The organism is Nocardia sp. NPDC049190 (genome assembly GCF_040648115.1).
In the GTDB taxonomy this organism is placed as follows: Bacteria; Actinomycetota; Actinomycetes; order Mycobacteriales; family Mycobacteriaceae; genus Nocardia.
In genome coordinates this window covers 57,201-75,593 of record NZ_JBEZDE010000004.1, presented here as the reverse complement: position 1 = coordinate 75,593, position 18,393 = coordinate 57,201, and the positions used below count along the sequence as shown (strand labels likewise).

18 protein-coding genes are annotated in these 18,393 nt (G+C 67.3%); 1 reads left to right on the top strand and 17 read right to left on the bottom strand.

Annotated features, from left to right (window positions below):
• Window positions 1-226: 226 nt before the first annotated feature.
• Window positions 227-778 (top strand): hypothetical protein, encoded by a 552-nt coding sequence (locus AB0B25_RS05690; protein ID WP_357175224.1) that lies wholly within the window; start codon window positions 227-229, stop codon window positions 776-778.
• Window positions 779-860: 82 nt separating this feature from the next.
• Here AB0B25_RS05690 and AB0B25_RS05685 read toward each other — a convergent pair whose 3' ends face one another.
• From AB0B25_RS05685 to AB0B25_RS05605, 17 genes are all read right to left on the bottom strand, one after another.
• The gene (locus tag AB0B25_RS05685; protein WP_357175221.1) at window positions 861-1,247 is read right to left on the bottom strand and encodes a DUF4913 domain-containing protein; all 387 of its coding nucleotides are present in this window, start codon (window positions 1,245-1,247) and stop codon (window positions 861-863) included.
• Entirely contained in the window at window positions 1,244-3,079 is a 1,836-nt protein-coding gene (locus AB0B25_RS05680; protein WP_357175218.1) for a TraM recognition domain-containing protein, read from the bottom strand. The genes AB0B25_RS05685 and AB0B25_RS05680 overlap by 4 nt, the downstream gene beginning before the upstream one ends.
• Before the next feature lie 42 nt (window positions 3,080-3,121).
• Window positions 3,122-3,763, bottom strand: coding sequence for a hypothetical protein (locus AB0B25_RS05675; protein ID WP_357175214.1), 642 nt, complete (start codon window positions 3,761-3,763; stop codon window positions 3,122-3,124).
• On the bottom strand, window positions 3,760-5,424 hold the full coding sequence (locus AB0B25_RS05670) for a peptidoglycan DD-metalloendopeptidase family protein (protein ID WP_357175211.1): 1,665 nt from the start codon (window positions 5,422-5,424) through the stop codon (window positions 3,760-3,762). The genes AB0B25_RS05675 and AB0B25_RS05670 overlap by 4 nt, the downstream gene beginning before the upstream one ends.
• A gap of 37 nt (window positions 5,425-5,461) precedes the next feature.
• Window positions 5,462-5,770, bottom strand: a complete 309-nt coding sequence (locus AB0B25_RS05665; RefSeq protein WP_357175208.1) for a transposase — start codon at window positions 5,768-5,770, stop codon at window positions 5,462-5,464.
• Between the two features lie 76 nt (window positions 5,771-5,846).
• Window positions 5,847-8,054 (bottom strand): hypothetical protein, encoded by a 2,208-nt coding sequence (locus AB0B25_RS05660; protein WP_357175205.1) that lies wholly within the window; start codon window positions 8,052-8,054, stop codon window positions 5,847-5,849.
• Between the two features lie 7 nt (window positions 8,055-8,061).
• A complete protein-coding gene (locus tag AB0B25_RS05655; protein WP_357175202.1) occupies window positions 8,062-9,552 on the bottom strand; it encodes an SCO6880 family protein in 1,491 nt (496 codons plus the stop codon).
• Window positions 9,549-10,973, bottom strand: coding sequence for a hypothetical protein (locus AB0B25_RS05650; protein WP_357175200.1), 1,425 nt, complete (start codon window positions 10,971-10,973; stop codon window positions 9,549-9,551). The genes AB0B25_RS05655 and AB0B25_RS05650 overlap by 4 nt, the downstream gene beginning before the upstream one ends.
• Before the next feature lie 38 nt (window positions 10,974-11,011).
• Window positions 11,012-11,749: a hypothetical protein gene (locus AB0B25_RS05645; protein WP_357175198.1), complete on the bottom strand. Its 738-nt coding sequence runs from the start codon at window positions 11,747-11,749 to the stop codon at window positions 11,012-11,014.
• Window positions 11,750-11,844: 95 nt separating this feature from the next.
• Entirely contained in the window at window positions 11,845-12,657 is an 813-nt protein-coding gene (locus AB0B25_RS05640; RefSeq protein ID WP_357175195.1) for a hypothetical protein, read from the bottom strand.
• Window positions 12,654-13,310, bottom strand: a complete 657-nt coding sequence (locus AB0B25_RS05635; protein WP_357175192.1) for a hypothetical protein — start codon at window positions 13,308-13,310, stop codon at window positions 12,654-12,656. Before AB0B25_RS05635 ends, AB0B25_RS05640 begins: the two co-directional genes overlap by 4 nt.
• A 30-nt stretch (window positions 13,311-13,340) precedes the next feature.
• A complete protein-coding gene (locus AB0B25_RS05630) occupies window positions 13,341-13,625 on the bottom strand; it encodes a hypothetical protein (protein WP_357175190.1) in 285 nt (94 codons plus the stop codon).
• On the bottom strand, window positions 13,625-13,921 hold the full coding sequence (locus AB0B25_RS05625; protein ID WP_040692318.1) for a hypothetical protein: 297 nt from the start codon (window positions 13,919-13,921) through the stop codon (window positions 13,625-13,627). Before AB0B25_RS05625 ends, AB0B25_RS05630 begins: the two co-directional genes overlap by 1 nt.
• A gap of 52 nt (window positions 13,922-13,973) precedes the next feature.
• Entirely contained in the window at window positions 13,974-14,636 is a 663-nt protein-coding gene (locus AB0B25_RS05620; protein ID WP_357175187.1) for a hypothetical protein, read from the bottom strand.
• Window positions 14,633-15,511: a hypothetical protein gene (locus AB0B25_RS05615; RefSeq protein ID WP_357175185.1), complete on the bottom strand. Its 879-nt coding sequence runs from the start codon at window positions 15,509-15,511 to the stop codon at window positions 14,633-14,635. The genes AB0B25_RS05620 and AB0B25_RS05615 overlap by 4 nt, the downstream gene beginning before the upstream one ends.
• Window positions 15,512-15,526: 15 nt before the next feature.
• The gene (locus AB0B25_RS05610) at window positions 15,527-16,483 is read right to left on the bottom strand and encodes a hypothetical protein (protein ID WP_357175182.1); all 957 of its coding nucleotides are present in this window, start codon (window positions 16,481-16,483) and stop codon (window positions 15,527-15,529) included.
• Between the two features lie 57 nt (window positions 16,484-16,540).
• Entirely contained in the window at window positions 16,541-18,136 is a 1,596-nt protein-coding gene (locus AB0B25_RS05605) for a cutinase family protein (RefSeq protein ID WP_357175179.1), read from the bottom strand.
• Window positions 18,137-18,393 lie beyond the last annotated feature (257 nt).

Below are 18,393 nucleotides of genomic sequence, written 5' to 3'. Positions count from 1 at the left end.
TAGTGCGATTGTGTCGACCTTTGTCAGGTAATCTCGAACCAAGGAGTTCCCATAGCGCAGCCATCCCCAGCAGGGCAATCCCCTGGGCGGGAGTCCGCGCCACAAGTCCTCCTGGTGTCCACGTTTGCAGAGGGGACACCGCCTACGGACTACAGTTCGCATGGCGGCGTCCGTGACGAAGCACCACAATCATCCACAGTGATCACTGCAGCATCGGGGAGCAGCCATGTCCGAGGAACTGGATGACATCGGCCGCGAAACTGCGGCCATGATGAGGACTATGTTGCAGCTGGCGACGCTCGTCGCGCTGCGGACCCGCGAGCGTGGTCAGAAAGAAGCCGAAGCGCGAGCGAAGCTCACCGAAGCCCGCGCCAAAGAGGCCAGGGAGATGCAGATCCGTGAGGCGCGGGACGCGAAGGCGAAGGATCCGCGCAATGCGGAACTGACTCGGCTGATCGAGAAACCGCTTGCGGAAAAAGGTGTGTCCCTGGAGAAGGACCGCTTCTCAGCGCAAGCAGAGGCCACCCGCATGGCCGCGAACGCCGCGGCGAACGCCAAGCCCGCGCTACGATACGACTCCCCGGAACGACGCATGGCGATCGCCGCCCATCTCGCCAAGATGGGTGTCGCGCCGGAGCTGGCCGCGGTACGGATGCTGATCGAGGTGGGCCAGGCGCAGCCGCCGGGCGAGGCCGTACGCGCCCGACCGGACGAGGCGCCGGCGGTGACAAGGGCCAAGGACCGGGAAAGCCGCGGTCTGGAGCGCTCGAGACAGTAACAGAACAACACAAACGCCCGCTGGTTTCCCAGCGGGCGTTCGCCTTACTGGGCAGCGGCGTGAACCGCTGCCGCGCAGACGGTCACAGGCCGAAGTCACCGACCGTAGGATCACCGAACATGCCGTGTTGCGGCGATTTCAGCGGCAACGGGCTGAGCATGTCCTTGTGGCCGTTGCGCACACTGCAGTATTTGAATGGCCCCTTGGGGTCGAAGAGCTTCGACATGTGCTGATCCGCGTGATCCAGGAACCAGACACTCAATCCAGTCGATGGATCCAGACGATAGTGCTCCCATGCCCGCCACAACGCGTCCAGACGCGCGACCGCCTCGGCGTGCTGCCACCACTCCGGGCACCACACCGTGTCGCTGAGATCGGTGACCTGTCGCCGGTAAACCACGCTGAGATAGTTCTCGACGAACTCCACCACACTCGCGTAGATCATCGGTTGTTGCTGCTGTTCGGTCACAGCGGCCGAGCCTCCTCGATCTGTCCGTACTCGGGTGGTGGTGTCCCCTTGCTCAACGAGGGGGCGCCGATCAGGTCCGTGATTTCCGTCTTACGTTGCGGATCGTGGTGTGAGATGGACTTCTTCACCTCGGCAGCGTACTCGCCCTCCCACCAGGGCACGGTCCGGACGAGCACCGGCGGCGCGCCGGACGGGAACACGATGATCCGGCCGCGCGGCAGCGTGGCGAGGCCGTTGACCGAGAAGGTCTTGGAGGAGCCGAGCGAGCGCGAATAACTCTTGCCCCCTTTGGATTCCGACATCGACTGGGAGATCGAGTCGTACTCGCCGAGGACGTCGGACCGCTCCTGCAGAAATTTGGTGTCGTCGACACCGCTGCCGAGCACCTTGATGTTCGCCGCCGCCCACAAGGCGTTCATGCCGCTTTCACCCCAACAACGAACCCCTTGTGCCCAGGACTGCAGCACTGTCATCACCACGATGCCGCGCGACCCGAAGTGGCTGTACTGTTTCGGCAGATCCTTCCAGCGCACCACGTTCGCGGCCTCGTCCAATACCGCGAGCAACGGAATCGCCAATCGCCCGCCTGCCGACTGCGAGGCCTTGCGCATCGCGACATCCACCACTGCTTCGGTGAGCGCGCTGACCAGCGGGGCAGCCGAGCCGCGGCCCTCGAGCGAGAGACTGTAGAGAGTTCCGTTGTGCTCCAGGAACTCCAACTCGTCGAACTCCCGGCGATCTCCGCCCTGGGTGATCCACGGATGCACGTTCGACAACTTGAGGCAGCGGACCATCTTCTTGGCAGTGCCGAAGATGCCGCTTCGTGTGCGCGGATCGCTGTTGTATTGGGAGGACAGACCGGAGGCGGTGTAATGGTGGCGCGCGGCACGGAGGAGCTCGATGGGCTCGGTGTCCTGCGGGTTGGTCACCCACTCCCACACCTGGACAATCGGTCTGCTGCCATTGCCGTCGCCGACGGCGGCGGCGAGGAACAGTCCGGCGAGCAGGTCCTCGGCCTCCGGATCGAAGAACGCGTCGGTCTGGCTGTCGCTGCCGTCGTCGCCGTCGGCGAAGTGCCCGGCCAGCCGCGCCGCGCGCATCTCGCAGCCCTCGCGGCGGGCATCCACCCAGGACAGCGGATCCCAGAACCAGGTCGGCTCCTCGCCGGCGACGCCCTGCGGGTCGAAGACGAACGTGGGACTTCCTTTGGCCTCCCGGACGTCACGGGTGGCGTCCACCACGTCGCGCTTGTTCGAGGTCGCCAGCACCGGTCCGATCGCGGTCAGGATCGCCGGGATCACCCGGGAGGTCGATTTGCCCTGACGCGGGCCCCAGATGTCCAGATGCAGATCTTCGTAGGAGCCATAGAGCATCACCCCGTCGGCGACGCCGATCCCGATCGGGACGCCGGGTATGTCGTCGTATCCGAGTCGCACGCCGAGCTGTTCGGCCTTCTCCCGGACCCCCGCCTCGGTGAGCATCGAGATCGCGCCACCGTAGCCCATCACGTCTGCCTTGTCGTCGACCGGCAGCCTGCCCTTGTTGCGCCGCTTCTTCAGCTCCTTGCCGATCACGAGATAGGCGACCGCGCTCAGGATCACCAGCAGCACGATCACCGTGGCCGCGCCGGGCCATTGCAGCTTGCCCCTGGCGAGGCCGGCGACGATGGCGATCGGGTTGATCGGGATGTGCTGCGGACTGCCCGCGAGCAGGTTACCCAGATGCACCGCGAGCCACAGGGTTCCGAAGATGGCGAAGCCGGCGTAGGTCAGGATCAGGACGGCATCCGGATCGGGCACGGCCGGATCTGTGACCTTTTTCTTCTTCGCCATGTTTGCCTCCTGGGTCGAGCCGTCCGGTGGGAATGCGTGTGGTCAGCGGAATGCGTCGAGCCGCCAGCCGTCGGGCGTGCGAACGACGGTGGCGATCACCGTCGCCGGCGGCAACGACTCCTTGCGTCCGTTCGGGAAGGCGACAGTCTGCTCGATCCCGATTTTGAATTGCTGGATGTTCGGGTCGACGGTGTTCGGCGCCTTTTCGCCGGAGGCGAAGGTGAAAGCCTCCACGCGTGCCCCTGCCTTCCCCCAGTCCGCCCACTGCAGCGTCGCCTTCGGCGTCGCCAACCCGGTAGGCGCGCCATCCAGCATACGAATGAGGCTGGGACCGAGGTACTTCCGTGCTCGAATCAAGGATGCCCCCTGATCTTCGCTGGCCGGTTCCCAGGTGTAGATCTCCCGCAGCGCCGCGACCGCGACGCCATCGGGCGTCACCGGGTCGGGGGCGGGGACACCCTCGAGCAACCGGGTTGTCGATGTAGCCGGGTGCGCCCCACCGGATTCCGCGTCCGTACGGTCGCCACGACCGCAGGCCGCGCCGAGCATCGCGACGCTCAGCACCAGCATCACCACCAGTTTCGTGCGCGCATTTGCCTTGTCTGTCCAGGCTAGCGGCATCGGGGGGCACTTCGGCAGTCTCGCCGCCGTGTGTTCCGGCGCGACGTGAACACCGCCACTCACAGCACCCTCCTCGCCCGTCCGTCCCCAGGGACCGCGATGTCCGAGACACCGCCGCGCGACCGCACATCCGCGCCGGGCACCGATTGGATCATGCGTCCGGCTCCGGCGTAGATGCCGACCTGCGCGGGCCCACGCGGCCCGAATGAGCTGAACACCAGGTCACCCGGCCGCACTCTGCTCATCGGCACCTCGACACCGGTCTCCCACTGTTGCTCGGCCGTGCGCGGCAGCGTGAGCGTGCCCGCGGAGGCCGCGAACACCGCCGCCGAGGTCAGCCCGGGGCCGTCCAGGCCGCCACCGCTGGGTCCCTGCGGCCCGCCACCGCCCCATACATACGGCGCACCGAGCCACTCGTGCGCGGCCTCGACGATCTGGTCGCCGGTCGACCCCTCCCCCGGTGTGAACCGACCGAGCGAACCAGGCGCCCGGTACTGGGCTTCCATCGCCAGGATGTTCTTGACGTATGGCTGGGTCTCAGCGTAATGCGCCGCGACCTGATTCGGCATGCCCCCCGAGGCGAGCACCGCGCCTTCGCCTGCGTTGTACGCGGCCAGGGTCAGCGCGACGACATCGCCCTGCACTTTCCCCTCGGATTGCCACCCCAGGATCTTGTGCGCGATCGCGCACATGTAACGGCCCTGGCCGATGATTGCGTCGCCGTCATCCCACAGGCTGGCCATGCCGTTGCCATCGGCGTCGATCACATAGGGCTGGCCGTCGTCCGGATTGGTGCTCACCGCGGTACTGGGCAGGAACTGCGCCAGCCCTTGCGCACCGGCGGGTGAGATCGCACCGCGCCGGAACCCTGATTCCTGCCTACCCTGCGCCGCGAGCAACGACGGCGTGATCTGCGGGCAGATCGAACCGGCACGGCGATACCAGATCTCGAGTTCCGGTGGAACCTTGCCCGCCGCGAGCGCGCCACCGGCGGTGCCGAACCCGAGACTGCACCGCGGATCGCTGGAGAAAGCGCGCGCGCCACCGACATCCGGGGTGGGGGCACCGCCCAGCCAGGGCAGCGGGTCGATCTGACGGCCCCCGGTGAACCGGCCGCCCGGGACGATCTCGAAATGCAGGTGCGGACCGCTGGATTCGCCCGCGGAGCCGACCGCGCCGATGGGCTGAGCCGCCCGCACCGTGTCGCCGACCCGGACGAGAACACCCGAACTCCACATGTGGCCGTAGACCGCCGAGTACGAGCGGCCGTTGGTGTCCGTCGAGTCGATGACGATCCAGTTTCCGAAACCCGATGCGGGACCCGCGGCGACGACGCGACCATCGGACACGGAATAGATCGGGGTCCCGTCGTCCGCAGCCAGGTCGACGCCCCTGTGCGCGCCGCCCCGAGAGCCGAAAGTATCTGACACGCTGAAGGTTCCGGCGGCCAGCGGGAGCGTACGCCGCAGCGGACCGCGTCCCGCGGCAAGCAACGGTGTCGCGGTCGCGGTCGGATTGGCCTGTGTGACACTGGGCTTGCCGGTCGCGGCGACCCGTGCGTCACCGGGAGCGTATCCGCCGACCGGCGGCAGCATCGACTGCGAACCCAGCACCGGGACTCCTTCACACGCGTCGTCCACCGCGGGCATGACGATGACGAGCACGATGGTCAGGAGACCGAGCACCGCTCCGAGCGCGGACCACAGCACCGTTTTACCGCTCATCGCCGCACCTCGGCGCCGTGCCGCGGGCAGGCGTGCGTCACGTCCGGCGCCGGGCTTCGTTGAGCGTGTCGGCCAGGGTGCGGTTCATCTCGGCGGCGGCCGCCAACTGCTGTTGCAGCAGTGCGACCTTTCGCCGCAACGCGGTCGCGTCCATACGTTCCAGACTGGGGCCTTCGGCCGCGCGCACCCAGTTCCGTACCGAATTCGTGTGCACACCGATCTGTTCGGCGACCACGCGACAGGCCTCCGATTCGCTGCGTAGTTTGGCGGTGAGCGCCATCGCCTGCTGGACTGCGGCCTCGCGAACCTCCGGCGAAACGCGGCGATAGGACCGGTGCGGCATCATGCGGCGCACCCCCCACCGGCGGTCACACGCCGCGACCCGCCGCGACCGGATCCCGCATCACGTCTCAATTGATACCTCATGCGGCACTCCCTGGCGAATCCGTTCCCCGCGACGTCGATTCGGTGAATTCGCTGAACCGCTGGTTGGTGTCGTGGATTCCGCTCTCCTTCTCCGACAGCGTGAATTCCATGTGAAACGGGATGCCGGGCCGGCGGTCCTCACCGATCTTCAACAGGAACTTACCGGTTCCCGGCGGCGATGGCCGCTGCTGGCCCGGTTTCAGCGCTTCGCCGGTCAATGCCTGCGGCGCTGACCATCCGGTCACCATCTCCTCCTCGGCGGACGTGAACGGAATCGTGCTGTCGAGACGTTTGATCTCCTCGGCGGGGAGGGCGCCGAAGATCTTGGCGCGCGCGCGTTCGAGGAAGCCGAGCGCCTTGGCGATGGCGGCTTCCGATCCCAGTGCTTGCAGGTCCTTGATCGTATGGCTGATCATGATCAGCGCGGTGGCGATGCCACGCTGCAGTCGAGTGAGTTCGTCGACGCGGTCGACCATGAAGTCGCCGAGACCGAGCACCTGCCACAGCTCGTCCATCACCACTTGGAAATACCGCTGCGGGCCCAGATTCGCATCCGAGAGAACGTGTGCTGCCTCGACGGAGGCGAAGCCATCCGCCCAACAGGCCAACATGACGGCGGCCTTGAGCTTCTTGTCGCCGGTCGGGATATGCGAAACGTCCATGCACACCGCGACCGCGCTGGTGTCGATCGGTACGGTGGTCTGGCCGTTGAACACCGCGCCGAACGGACCCTGGGTGAGCGCGCGCAGCGAGCGGCGCAAGCCTTTGATCGCATTCTGATACTCGCCCGGGTTGTCGGCGCCCGCGTCCAGCATCAGCTCCTCGCCGCCGACGACGATCACCTCGAGCAGGTTCTCCATGATCGGCGGTTTGTCCGGCGCGAACCCGCTGCCCGGTTTGTAGAGGATGCGCAGCGCGGTCGAGATCAGCGTCTCCTCGTAGTCGCGTACGCGGTCGCCGCGAACCAGTTCGACCAGACCGGCGATCAGCGTCACCTGTCTGGCCCGCAGGTCCTGCAATACCTGAAGTTGCAGGGCAGGATGGTCTTCCAGACGCGGCACGACCGCGCCGAGCACCCCCGCGGCGAGCGGGTTGAGCTTGCCGTGCCCGTATCCCAGGTCGATCACCTGGCCACCGACCAGCTCCACCATCTTGCGGTAGTCCGGTTTGACGTCCGCCAGGATCAGCGGCGTAATGCCCTGCGCGATGCCGCCGAGCACGATCCGACGGACCAGCGACGACTTGCCGAAACCATTGAGGCCGAGCACGAACAGGCTGGGTGCGGTGATGAAGCTGCCGCGCATGAACCAGTTCATCGGATCGAAGCAGACCGGTGCACCCGTGTGCAGGTGCGAGCCGAGCGGCGTACCGATCAGCGGTGCGCCGGCTCCGACCGACCACGGCCACAGGCCCGCGACCTGCGCGGTGGTAGCGCGGTATTCGACGGGACGTCCGACCACGTTCATCCTGCCACCCCCCGCGCCCGCATAGCCCCGGTCGGTGAGTTGCGCTGTGCTGCGGTCGAATCCGTCCTCGATCGTCTGCTCGGCACGTGCGGCGTAGTTGCGGCGGCGGATATCGTCGGTACGGACCCGGAACTGTGCCCACGCAGCGCGCAGGCCGCTGCCCTCCCGGGCGATCATCTCCAGCTTGGCGCGGGTGGCGTCGTCGAGCAGCGGAGGACCAGACTGTTTGCGCCGGTCCGCCCGGGCTTTCGCGCGCCGGGCCGCCTTGTCCGGATACGCGGCGCCCATGGCGCGGTCGGCCGTGTAGTCGACCTTTGCGGGCCGTGCCATGCGACCGGTTCGGGCGCCGTTGGGATCCGGACGTCCCGGCCGGCCCATCCGCTCGGTGACCGCGTCCCGGGACGGACGGGGAGTCCGGGTACCGTCGGCACGGGAGCGATCCGCGGACGAGCGTTCACCACGGGACCGGTCGACATGCGCCCGTTCGGAGCGCGCGCCGTCGGATCGGCCGGCGCCTGCGCGCGCATGCCGCTCGGCGGCCTCTCGCGCGGCCCGCCGGTCCCGGTCGGACGTCTCGACGCCCGACCGATCCTCGCCGCTCACCCGCCCCGATTCCCGCCTCGGGCGTCGCGGCCGCTCCAGCCGCTGTCCCCATTCGTCCCGTCCGGTCTGCTCGAGCCGCCTGCGGCGTTCGGCCTCGTCCCGGTCTCGTACGGGTGGCTCGTAATCCCGTGCCATCTATCGCTCACCCCGCCAGTGCCTTGGGAATTGTCGCGTGTTCCGGCAGGATCACCCCGCAACCCAGCGAAGCCGCGAAGGCCGCCGCTTGGTAGCGGTAACACCGCCGAATCTTCAAGCGCGCCTGCGTCGACAGGTCGCGCGTGATGGCTTCGATACGCGGCAGGTCGCCGCGCAGGGGCTCGGTGATGGTCACCAGCGCTCCGAAGCGGGTCACACCGTGACCCCTGGCCTGCTCCTCTCGGGCCTGCTGGGTGGCGCCCACCCGCAGAGTCGCCGCCGCGGACACCACACCACGTTCGCTCTGCTGGGCCACCAGTGCGTTCTTGAAGTCGTCGTCCACGATCTCGGCGGCGTCGGCGGCCGAGTGCGGACGGTACACAATGGCGATACGTTTACGCGGCACTTCGGGATTCGGCGCGAGCAGTCGCTGCAGCACCCGCTCGTCGACCGCGCCCTCCGGCGCGGCGTCCATCTCCCAGGTGACCGATCGGCCACCGTCGTGCAGCAGGTGGTCCCACTTCTCATCGTGCGAGACCGGTCCGGCGTCCGCCCAGTCCAACCCGTGGCCCTCGGGTGCGCTCGCCGCGACTTCCAGATCGGCCTGCGAGGCAGGGTCGTAACTGCGCCGAATGAACGAGATCACCTCGTCGGCCGACATCGGCTGCGCCCGCACGCCCGCCTCCGCCAGCGCGGCACAGATGCCCGGCAGCCGCCGGCCGATCTCGACGGCCTCCTCGGCCGGGTTCTTCCGTCGCTCGGCGGTAGTGGCCTTGAAGGTGATCGCCACGCGCGGCAGCAACTGCACCCGCTCCTGCGGCAGTTCGGTCGCCAGCTCGTACATCACCTGCTGAGCCAGCTCCGGAGCCTCCGGCCGGGTGATCGTGGAAACCTCGGTGAGCAAACGGTTTCCGGTCTCGGGCACAGTATCGATGACCGGGACAACGGCGATGATGTCACTGGTCTGACCGACCGAGGCCAGAAAAGTACCCCATGCCGAAACCCACCGATCGATGACCGGCTGGTCCACCGCCTCATGGCCCTGCGGCCACGCGCGCAACACCACCGTGTACTGCGCGAACTGTGGGAGGTGGATCATGCCGAAGCTGTAGCCGCCCGCGTCGATGCCCTCGTAGAGTTTGGAGGGCGCGAGCAGACCGGGCAATCGGGTGACACCGCCCGGGATTCGGGAGAACCTGCCACCCCGGTACACGTGCTCGCCGCGACTGCGCGAGCGCATCCAGTTGAACATCATCAATCCCGTCTCGTAGCCCGAACGGCCCCCCGTCCGCCACACCAGTGGCACCATCACGACGACACCTGTGCCGCCGACGATCACCCCCCATTGGAAGCCACCGACCATCGCGGTGATCAGCGCCGTGATCACGACCCCGAAGCCGAGCACGGTCTCCTCCCACCGCAGGCCGAAAAGACCTGCGCTGCGCGGCTTCTGCCAGAGTCCGTACGAGCGCCGCTCGTAGGTATCGGTGAATGTCATCGCGGAATGGTGCTCCTCCCGAGGTCGGGTGACCGGTTCGCCCAGCGGTCGCCCGCGACGTCACCCATGGCTTGGTCGGCCCGGTTCAGGCCGCCGCTGGCGGCACGCGCCGCGCCGATCCGGCCTGCCGCCCTGCCCGCTCCGGACGGTACTCCGGCGGCGCCCCCGGGCCCGGAGGCGCGCGGAGCCGCGCCGCCCTGCCCACCGCCACCACCCCGCGGGGGGGTCGGCCGTGGCGCGCCGCCGCGCGGTCCGCCGGCCCCACCGGGACGCGGGCCCGTTCCGCTGCCACTCACGTAGCCCGCCGCACCCGGCGCCGCGGTGCTCTTGACGCCGACGGCCTTGGTTCCCATGGCACCGAGACCCGCAACGGCAATCAAGGTGCCACCGGTCGCAGTGAGACCGGAACCGCCGCTGCCCACAATCGCCACGGCAGGCGTGACCAACCGCATCAGCGCGGGCAGCACGAACGCCACGCTGCACAGCAGCACAATCGCGACCAGCATGCGCTGCGCCTGCTCACCGTCCGGCAGACCACCGGTCTCGGTGAGCGCATCCACGTGGCCCGCCGTGGTGAACGCGATCATGTACACGATCGCCGCCACCGGTTTCCACAGCATGAACGCGATGATCCAGCCGATCAGCTTTTGATACGACTGCTTACCCACGTTCATACCCGACGCGGCGGCCGCCAGCGGCAGGACACCGGCGGCGATCACCAGCAGACCCTGGCGCACGATGGCCAGCACGATCTGCGCCAGCGCGCCGAGCACGCCGACGATCGCGATGATCAGCACCAAGCCCGGCGAGAACGCCTGCAGCTTACTGGTTTTCACCATCAGCTCGGCCAGGTCTTTGGCGTTGCCATTGGTCGAGTCGTTGATGATCCACTCCGAAAAGCGATCCGAGGCCTGGGTCCCCGCGACGATCACCGCGCCGAGCATCCACGAACTGAACACCACGCGCGCGAACATCCGGAACGACTCGGCCGCCTCGTTCATCGTGGCGCCCCGTCTGGCCTCGGCCAATCGCGCGCCCGACAGGATCACCGACGCTATCAGCAATAAAATCTGCGCTTGATAGGTGTAGTCATTGATCTTGGTGAACAGTGAACCCGAGTCGCTGACCGCCTCGTTGGGTACCTTCATCCAAAAGGTCAAGGCCAGGATGATGGCCTCGCCGAGACCGTTCATCAGCGAGTCGACCACCTTGCCGAAGGTCGAGTCCCATGCCTTGTCCTTGACCGCGGTTGCCGCCTGACCGGGGTGCGAGGCGGCGTTACCCGCCTTGCATGCGGCCGATGCGGCATCACCGAGGGAGAACCCCGGCAGTCCGACGTTGTCCAGCGTGTCGTGGATGTCGTCACACGTCTCGTCGAAGCCGTAGGTCTGACCATAGGCCACAGTTGGCGTCGCGATCATCACCGTAAAGATGACCGCGAAGATTGTGACTAGTCGCCTCACCATCGTGTCCACCCATCGATCGAGCCGATCGTCTCGAGCGGCTGCGCGTCACTCGCCGACGACTTGAGTTTCCAGGCACCGTCGCGCCAGACCACGTTGAGTCTCATGGCCACCCAACTACGCCCGCCGTGCAAAAAGTCACGGGTCTTACGGGCGATTCGAACAACAGCGAAATCGTCACCATAACTTTCGATTCGGAATGCGTCGGACGCGAACAACAAGGGCTTGGCACTCTCCGGCAGCACGTTGGGCACCTTGCCCTCGGCAATCTTTCGCTCCCGGTCGGCGAGTTGCTCCGGCGTGAGGACCACCAACTGCTGCCACAGCGTCCGGTCGGTCGGACGCGCCACTGTTCGCCAGTAAATCTGTTCGGCGGCGAGCACGGCTCCCTGCGGAGTCTTCGTGAATCCCAGTGGCACACCGTCGGCTATGCGCGCTGGACCATCGGTAGTCGAGAACGGGATCACCGGGCCGCCGTACACCTGCTGCCAGCCACCCTGCTGATCCGATCCCCCGGGGGCCGCGGTCAGCCATTCCGGATCGGCTGGGGTGCGCGGTATTCCGGACTGCGAAAGTGCCTGTCCAGCAGGTTCTTTCGGGATATCGAACGCATGACCGAACGAGTCCTTATCGGTTCCGGCAAAGCCCGCTGCGACGGTCGGCGCTACCGGCACCGGCTGTGAGATCGGGTCCACCGTCGATGCCTGGTCACCCCGAGAAGCTCTGTCCCCCATAACGACCACGGTGACAATCACGACAACCGCCACGGCCAGCACAGCGCCGCCGCCCTTCAGTGCGAGCGAAGCGCGTCCAGAATATTTCTTCCCGCTTACCATTTCGTCCACCCCTGCAACGACTCGATGTATGCGGTCTGGGCGTTGTTGGTGGTTGCGGGCTTCAACCGCCAGTCTCCCGAGTCCCACACCATGACCAGGCGCGTCGCGGCCCACAGCTGCTTACCGTCCACCACCGGTCCCCGGGTGGCCAGGCGGACGATGGCGAGATCGTCGGCGTAGTCGTCCACTTTGAACGCGTCGGAGGCGACGAAGTAGCGGGTCACCTTCTCGGGCTGCTGTTCGGGCAGGCGATCATCGGCCAGCGCCTTGTCGTACGCGGCGATCTGCTGGGCGGAAACCCGGACCTGTCGCACATACAGATCGCGGTCGGCCGGACGAGCGTTGAGCCGATAGGTGATCTGTGCGGCAGCCAGCACCGCGCCCTGCGGCGTGTGCGAGTACCCGACGGCCAGGTCGTCTTCGATACGGGTCGGCCCGTCGGAGGTGGAGAACGGCACGGAGGCGCCGTACACCCGCTGCCAGCCGTATTGCGCCGTGGTGCCTTCCGGGGCGGCGGTCAGCCAATCCGAGTCGGCCGGCTTACGTTGCCGCGACGGCTCCTGCGGAAGGGGTTGTCCGGCAGCATTGTTCGGAATATCCACGCGCCTGCCGAGGATGTCGACCTCGGGCGAGGCGAATCCGACGCCGCCGGAACCACCTGCGGCCGCTGGGGGGCCTTCCAGGCTGTCATCATCGCGACCGACGAAGACGAAAATCCCCACGATCACGATGAGCGCCAGCACGGCGGCGGACGCGACGACACCGAAGGAGACGCGATCGCCCGCGTACGGCTCCTTGTCGCTCACGTCGGTGCCTCCAGTTTCACGATGTCGGTGGGTAATGCGTCGATCGAATCGATAGGTCGGGCGATCGAATTCGGGTCGGGCAGCTGTAATCTCCAGTCGCCGGCGAACCATTCGACGGTCGTGTGGTTCACCGCCTTCGAACTGTCGGAGTACTCGGTGAACACATCGACGGTGGACCGCTGATCGGTATAACTGGTGATCTGGTAGCCGAGAAGGCGCGGTGCGAACTCGGGCCCGGCCGGACCCGTGATCGACAACTGCATCCGGTTCACCGCCCACTCGTCCTTCGCCGGACCCGGAACCAGTTCCTGCGCGGCCACTTTCGCCCATTGCGCATCCGTGGACACCGCCAACCGCACCGAATGGGTCAGTGCGGCAACGCCCGCGCCTCGCGGCGAGTGCTCGAAACCGGTTGCGGCGCCCTCGGCCATCGACTCGGGCCCCTGTCCGGTCTGTGGCAGTGGCACGCCCTGAAACGGCTGCCACCGCACGTCGGTCGGCGCCGCGGTCAGGTCAGGGCCCGTCGTGTCGTCGTCACAGCCACACCCGACCGCTGTCAGCAGCAGCGCGACACCGACCACTCCGGCTGTCGGGCGGCGGCAGACCGGCGACGATGTCATGGCGTCGTTCGACCGCATCACTGTGGAATTCATCCCGCGTCGTCCTCGTCCCGTTCCGATGGCTCACGCAGGCAGGAACGCCAGGGCGATTCCCGACGCCGTACTCGCCACCGTGGCACCGAGCAAGCTCATCAGCACGCCGTGCGAGGAGTCGTTCATGGCCAGATCGCTGCGGAACGCGATCCACAGCTTGCCTGCCGACACGATCATCCAGGCCAGGCACACCAACAGCACGAACCACAGCAGCCAGTTCAACAGCTGCATGAGCGGTGCTAGGACATCGGCGGGCATCTGCTTGTAGGCCAGCAGCTCGGCTGCGGGCACACGCACGCTGTTCATCGCGGACATCAGGTGCCGATGACCGCGTTCATGATGGTGCCCGCGCTGGTCGCGACGACACCACCGATCATGGCACCCGCCACCATCTTCGGTGACTCCAGACCGCCGCCGGTCCACTTCTCCCACGCGAATTTGCCGCCCGCGTAGGTGATGCCGCAGATTCCGGACAGTAGGACGAACCAGGTGAGATAACGCACCAGCTGCAGAATCTTCTCCGATCCGGGCGGAGCCTCAGGCGTCGGGTTACCGACTTGCGCGAGAACGGTGCCGTACGTGTCCTGCACGGCGAGGAGGATCATGCTCATCGGATGCCTTTCTCGAATAGTGGTGTGGTTGTGGCCGATTCGACACGTACGTTCACTGATCGGCCCGCCTCCCGAGGTCCGGTGCCTGATAGTCGAATGTCGCCTCCTCCAGCGCCGTCCGAGCCGCCGCCACGATGTCGGCGCCGAGCATCCGGACATCGAGCGGTACTTCCTCCAATGGATCGAGCTTGCGTTTCTTCTGCGGCAGCGGGTCACCGGGCGACCACACCGGCAACTGCTCCGGTTCGACCAACGTCCACTCCTCGTACCAGGGCACCTGCCACAGCTGTCCGGACAACGAGCCGACCACGTCGCGGTAACGCCGGATCTCGGGGGCGATCCGGCCGGGTCGCGCCGCGATGGTGATCAACCCGAGCACGTCGGAGGGACCGGCCAAGCCGGAAAGATGCTGGCGCAGAAGGTCATGGGCGCGAGTCAGCCCGGCGATGGTCTCCCTGGCGATCAGGACGACGAACGGACTTTCGCGGTCGAAGACGCCGGGCCAGCGGCGGCCCGAATCCGCCGCGGGCGCAAGCACATGCGCGAGGGTACTGGCTCCGGCACCACCGTGCACACCCAGTAGCCACACCAGCGGAGCACGGCCGACACCAGGCACCGGGCGATCCCAGATGGCGGCGCGACGGGACTCCGGTGGGGCGATCACACCGGCGGGCGCGGGTTCGGGCTGGCGTGGATACATCATGGCGGCGGTCATGATGCCACCCCGGCGAGCAGCCGCCGATATGCCCGTCGTGTCTCGGCGGCGAGTGACTCGTGCCGGACGAGTTCACCGCGGGCCAGATGCGGATCGTACGGTACTTCTTCGATGTCGCGGACCCAGCCCGAAAGATGCTCTCGCAAATGATCGGCTACCCGCGACTCGCCGTCCGGATACTGGTGCGAGACAACAATTGTCGTATCACCGACAATGCCGCTCCCCTGCCCAACGGCGGTATCACCAAACTGGTCGTCGAGCCATTCCAAGGCGACGCGGAGCCGGTTGGCCGCGTCGGTGCGCGCCGGAATCACCAGCACCAGAGCAACATCCGCATCGTCGAGCAGGGGACGCAGCTGCCTACCCGCAATCGGGGTTCCTCCGTCGTACACCGCCGTATACCCCGCGTCGCGCACGGCGCGGGCGACCGTGAGGTATGTCGCACGCCTGCGCAGCGGCTCAGCGTCGCGCCACAGCAGGCCGATGCCCGAGGTGGCACGCGACAGGCATTCTTTCAACGGCGCGGGTTCATCGCCCCCACGTCCGTACAACCACGACTGCAGGCTGATCGGGTGCAGATGCTCATCCGCACCGCGCAGCGCGAGATCACTACCCGCTGCCGTCGCGTCCACCGCGACCGTCGTCGTGCCGTCCATACCGAGCTCACCCGCGATTCCGAGCACCGTTGTGGTGGTACCCGCACCACCGCACCCGCCAACCACCAGAATCGGGCGCTGTAGTGGCTGTTCCGCCCCGGAACCGTCATCTTTACCGCGCCGCAATCGCACTACCGGAGCCTTGGAGCGCACCGGCCGACCCGACGATTCGCCCTCTTCGGGCGCCTCGTCGAGCCAGCGGCTCCAGTCCTCTCCCATCGCTTCTGCTCTCCTTTATCCGGCCACGATGCCCGTGATCAACGTGCGGCCGCCGATCACCGCTGTGGTGACCGTCTGCTTGTTGTACGTCGAGGGAATGCCGCCCATCCGGTACTCGGTGACCTCCACCGAATACCGGTTGTCGCCGATCGTCACGATCCGCACGCAATGCGCGGTCCCTACGGGCACTGTGTCGATGCCGCGCTGGATGACCCCGGCCGGCTGAACGGCGGCATCCGGGGCGACGACCTCCCGGGCCCTCGCACCGGAACGCTCGACGTAATAGGCGTACTGGAACGACAGCACCGCATCCGGCCCCGAGTCCGTACCACCCGCCTCCGCGCTGCGTACGATCGCGTCGCTGCGCTCGGTCGGGCAGGCGCCGCCAGCGGCCGGGCGCGCACCGACGCCGGCCCGCGCGCTGCCGGCGGTGAACTGCACCGAGGTGGGCACGAGCGAATCCTTCGGCGCCGCGGCTCGGTTGCCGGAGGAACGCATCAAGAACAGGACGCACAGACCGGCCGCGCCGAGCAGCACCACCGCGGCGATCAGGACGACAACCGCCCGAGCCCGGCGCGCGGGCGCACGCTCGCGGACGGCTCGGCGCGGCGCGCGGGACACCGGCGGACGGGCCTGATCCCCTTGGTCGTGCTCGTCGTCGGTCCACGGCAACTGTGCGAAACCGACCTGCCGCGCGACGACGTAATGGTCGTCCGGGCCAGGGGCGCGACCGGCCACCCAATCCGACCAACCGCCGATGAACTCGCTGCGCTGCGCGGGGAGATCTGTCGGGATGTCATCGGATGGGCCGCGCCGCGGCTCGTCGTCTTCGCGGATAGAACGCGGATTGCGTGCGGGCTCGTCGTCCTCCTTCCCGGAGTCAGCCGCACCCGGGTGCACTGGTTCCGGCGCGCCCTTGTCCGGCTCGAGGGCGCCGTACCAACGGGAAAGTTGTTTGTACGACTTCAACATTCCCCCATTCCCGCAGAGCCGGGTACGTGGTGTCGCATCGTCGGACCCTCTCGGCGATCAGTTGGAGAACGGGTAGGTGCTGGATGTGCCGGATCGATCGGTGGGCGGAATCGACGTCACGCCTCCGGATGAGGCGCCATCGGCTCCTGTCCCAAACGGAAATTGTCCCGTACCGGACGAACTCGGCGTCGGCGACGCGCCGGAGCTGTCCCCGAAGAATCCGGTCGGCCGCCTGGCCGCCGCGCCTCGTGGCTCGGCGTTGCCGCCGAACCGGTCGGCCACATCGCGGGCCGCGGCGGCGAACCAGGCGGCGACGAACTGGGTGGGCGATTCGCCATTGGCCGCGACGGTCGCGCTCGCGTAGGCGCCGTGGCGCCGGATGGTGTCCCAGTACCGCACCCAGGCGGTCGTGTTCAGCAACTCGCTGTTGTCGGTGATGTTCTGCACGACCGCGTCGAACGCCTGAGCGACCAGCCGAACGCCCGTCGTCGGCGGAATCAGCTGCGGGGTAGCGTCGGACAGTTCGGTGCCGAGTCGCAGCAACACGGCGGGTGGATTCGACAAGCCGGCAGTCGCCAGCGCCGACACAGCGGCCGGATCAATGATCGTCTTGACCACCGTTGCCACCGCGTTCAGACCGATCATGCCGACCTTCAGCAGGGCTTGCAACGCGCCGGGCAGATCGAGCGGGGTGCGCGGGTCGGACGCGTCGGCGAGACGTTGTGAAATCGACTTCCGCGGCGAGATCGACAAGGTAGCCAGCGAATTGCCCTGGATGTCCTCGTCGACCACCTCGGTCGCGGTCTTGATCGAGGTGAACGCCAGCGCCTGCGCGATCGACACCAGCGAGGCGATCGGGTCACCACCGCTCAGTCTGGACTGGCCGACCAGGTTGGCGACCGCTCCCAGGATCGGAGCACCAGCCGGGGCATCGCATGCGAGATCGCCCGCCGCACAGAAGCTGGCCACACGTCCGGTGAGCGCGCCGAAATCGACTGCCCTGTCGCGTTCCGGGCCGATGCCTCCACCACTGGCCGGCACCCCCGGCAGAGCGACGATGGAGGCGAGCCGCCCGCCCGACGTGCCCGGCGCGGCATCCGGTGTCGCCTTGCCGGGTGCGCCGGGGAACAGTGGCGCCCCGGAATTGCGGGTCGGGTCGGCGAACAGCGCTACCGCCGCGACCTTCTCAGCGGGCAGCACGCCGTGACCCTGACCGACCTCCTGCGCGAACACCGACGCGACGTGCGCGCCCTGCGAGTATCCGACCACCGCGAAGCGCGTGTTCGGGCACGTGTCGGCAACAGCAGCGGCCATGGTCCGCAGGCGGGCGAGGCCGCCGGTCACCGACTCGGAATACGGCACAGCACTTCCTGCCGTCGCACCGCCGAAGCCGGATTCATAGGGCACATAAGCCCGATCGACCAGACCCGGATCGGCGGCCCTGGCCAGCATCGGCCGGAACACCGTCGAGAGCATGCCGGTGTCCGTGGTGGGGGCGGCGTCCGGCGACGACTCACCGGTTCCCTGAACCCCCAACGCGTACAGCGCAGGACAAGTGGCGAGTTCGATCTTTGTCGAGGGGCCTGCGGGATTCGGCGGCTCCGCTACCGCTGTTCCGGCGGTCGCCACAGTTACGGCGAGTGCGACCAGCATCCCCGAGAACCCTGCCGAACATCCAGTCATAGCAATCCGCAATCAAGTCGTGTTTGCCGCAACTACCCTCAACACCATGAAACGCAATAGACCGTAACAGATTCCGGATCTAGCTGCCGCATCGGCGGAAATCTTCCACGAAACATCGGTTCACACGCGACACGCTATGGCACGCCGCGCGATACGGTCCGACAAGTTTCCGACCGGCTCGGGCGGAGGCGATTTCGCCGGCGCCCTACCCGACCGGGCTCGAGCCC

What these genes read in the sequence shown, in the direction of transcription:
- AB0B25_RS05625 (WP_040692318.1), bottom strand. Translation starts at nt 13,921, where the DNA reads ATGAGCATGATCCTCCTCGCCGTGCAGGACACGTACGGCACCGTTCTC.
- AB0B25_RS05680 (WP_357175218.1), bottom strand. Translation starts at nt 3,079, where the DNA reads ATGGCGAAGAAGAAAAAGGTCACAGATCCGGCCGTGCCCGATCCGGAT.
- AB0B25_RS05635 (WP_357175192.1), bottom strand. Translation starts at nt 13,310, where the DNA reads ATGAATTCCACAGTGATGCGGTCGAACGACGCCATGACATCGTCGCCG.
- AB0B25_RS05605 (WP_357175179.1), bottom strand. Translation starts at nt 18,136, where the DNA reads ATGCTGGTCGCACTCGCCGTAACTGTGGCGACCGCCGGAACAGCGGTA.
- AB0B25_RS05620 (WP_357175187.1), bottom strand. Translation starts at nt 14,636, where the DNA reads ATGACCGCCGCCATGATGTATCCACGCCAGCCCGAACCCGCGCCCGCC.
- AB0B25_RS05645 (WP_357175198.1), bottom strand. Translation starts at nt 11,749, where the DNA reads ATGGGGGACAGAGCTTCTCGGGGTGACCAGGCATCGACGGTGGACCCG.
- AB0B25_RS05630 (WP_357175190.1), bottom strand. Translation starts at nt 13,625, where the DNA reads ATGTCCGCGATGAACAGCGTGCGTGTGCCCGCAGCCGAGCTGCTGGCC.
- AB0B25_RS05690 (WP_357175224.1), top strand. Translation starts at nt 227, where the DNA reads ATGTCCGAGGAACTGGATGACATCGGCCGCGAAACTGCGGCCATGATG.
- AB0B25_RS05665 (WP_357175208.1), bottom strand. Translation starts at nt 5,770, where the DNA reads ATGATGCCGCACCGGTCCTATCGCCGCGTTTCGCCGGAGGTTCGCGAG.
- AB0B25_RS05670 (WP_357175211.1), bottom strand. Translation starts at nt 5,424, where the DNA reads ATGAGCGGTAAAACGGTGCTGTGGTCCGCGCTCGGAGCGGTGCTCGGT.
- AB0B25_RS05660 (WP_357175205.1), bottom strand. Translation starts at nt 8,054, where the DNA reads ATGGCACGGGATTACGAGCCACCCGTACGAGACCGGGACGAGGCCGAA.
- AB0B25_RS05615 (WP_357175185.1), bottom strand. Translation starts at nt 15,511, where the DNA reads ATGGGAGAGGACTGGAGCCGCTGGCTCGACGAGGCGCCCGAAGAGGGC.
- AB0B25_RS05610 (WP_357175182.1), bottom strand. Translation starts at nt 16,483, where the DNA reads ATGTTGAAGTCGTACAAACAACTTTCCCGTTGGTACGGCGCCCTCGAG.
- AB0B25_RS05650 (WP_357175200.1), bottom strand. Translation starts at nt 10,973, where the DNA reads ATGATCGCGACGCCAACTGTGGCCTATGGTCAGACCTACGGCTTCGAC.
- AB0B25_RS05655 (WP_357175202.1), bottom strand. Translation starts at nt 9,552, where the DNA reads ATGACATTCACCGATACCTACGAGCGGCGCTCGTACGGACTCTGGCAG.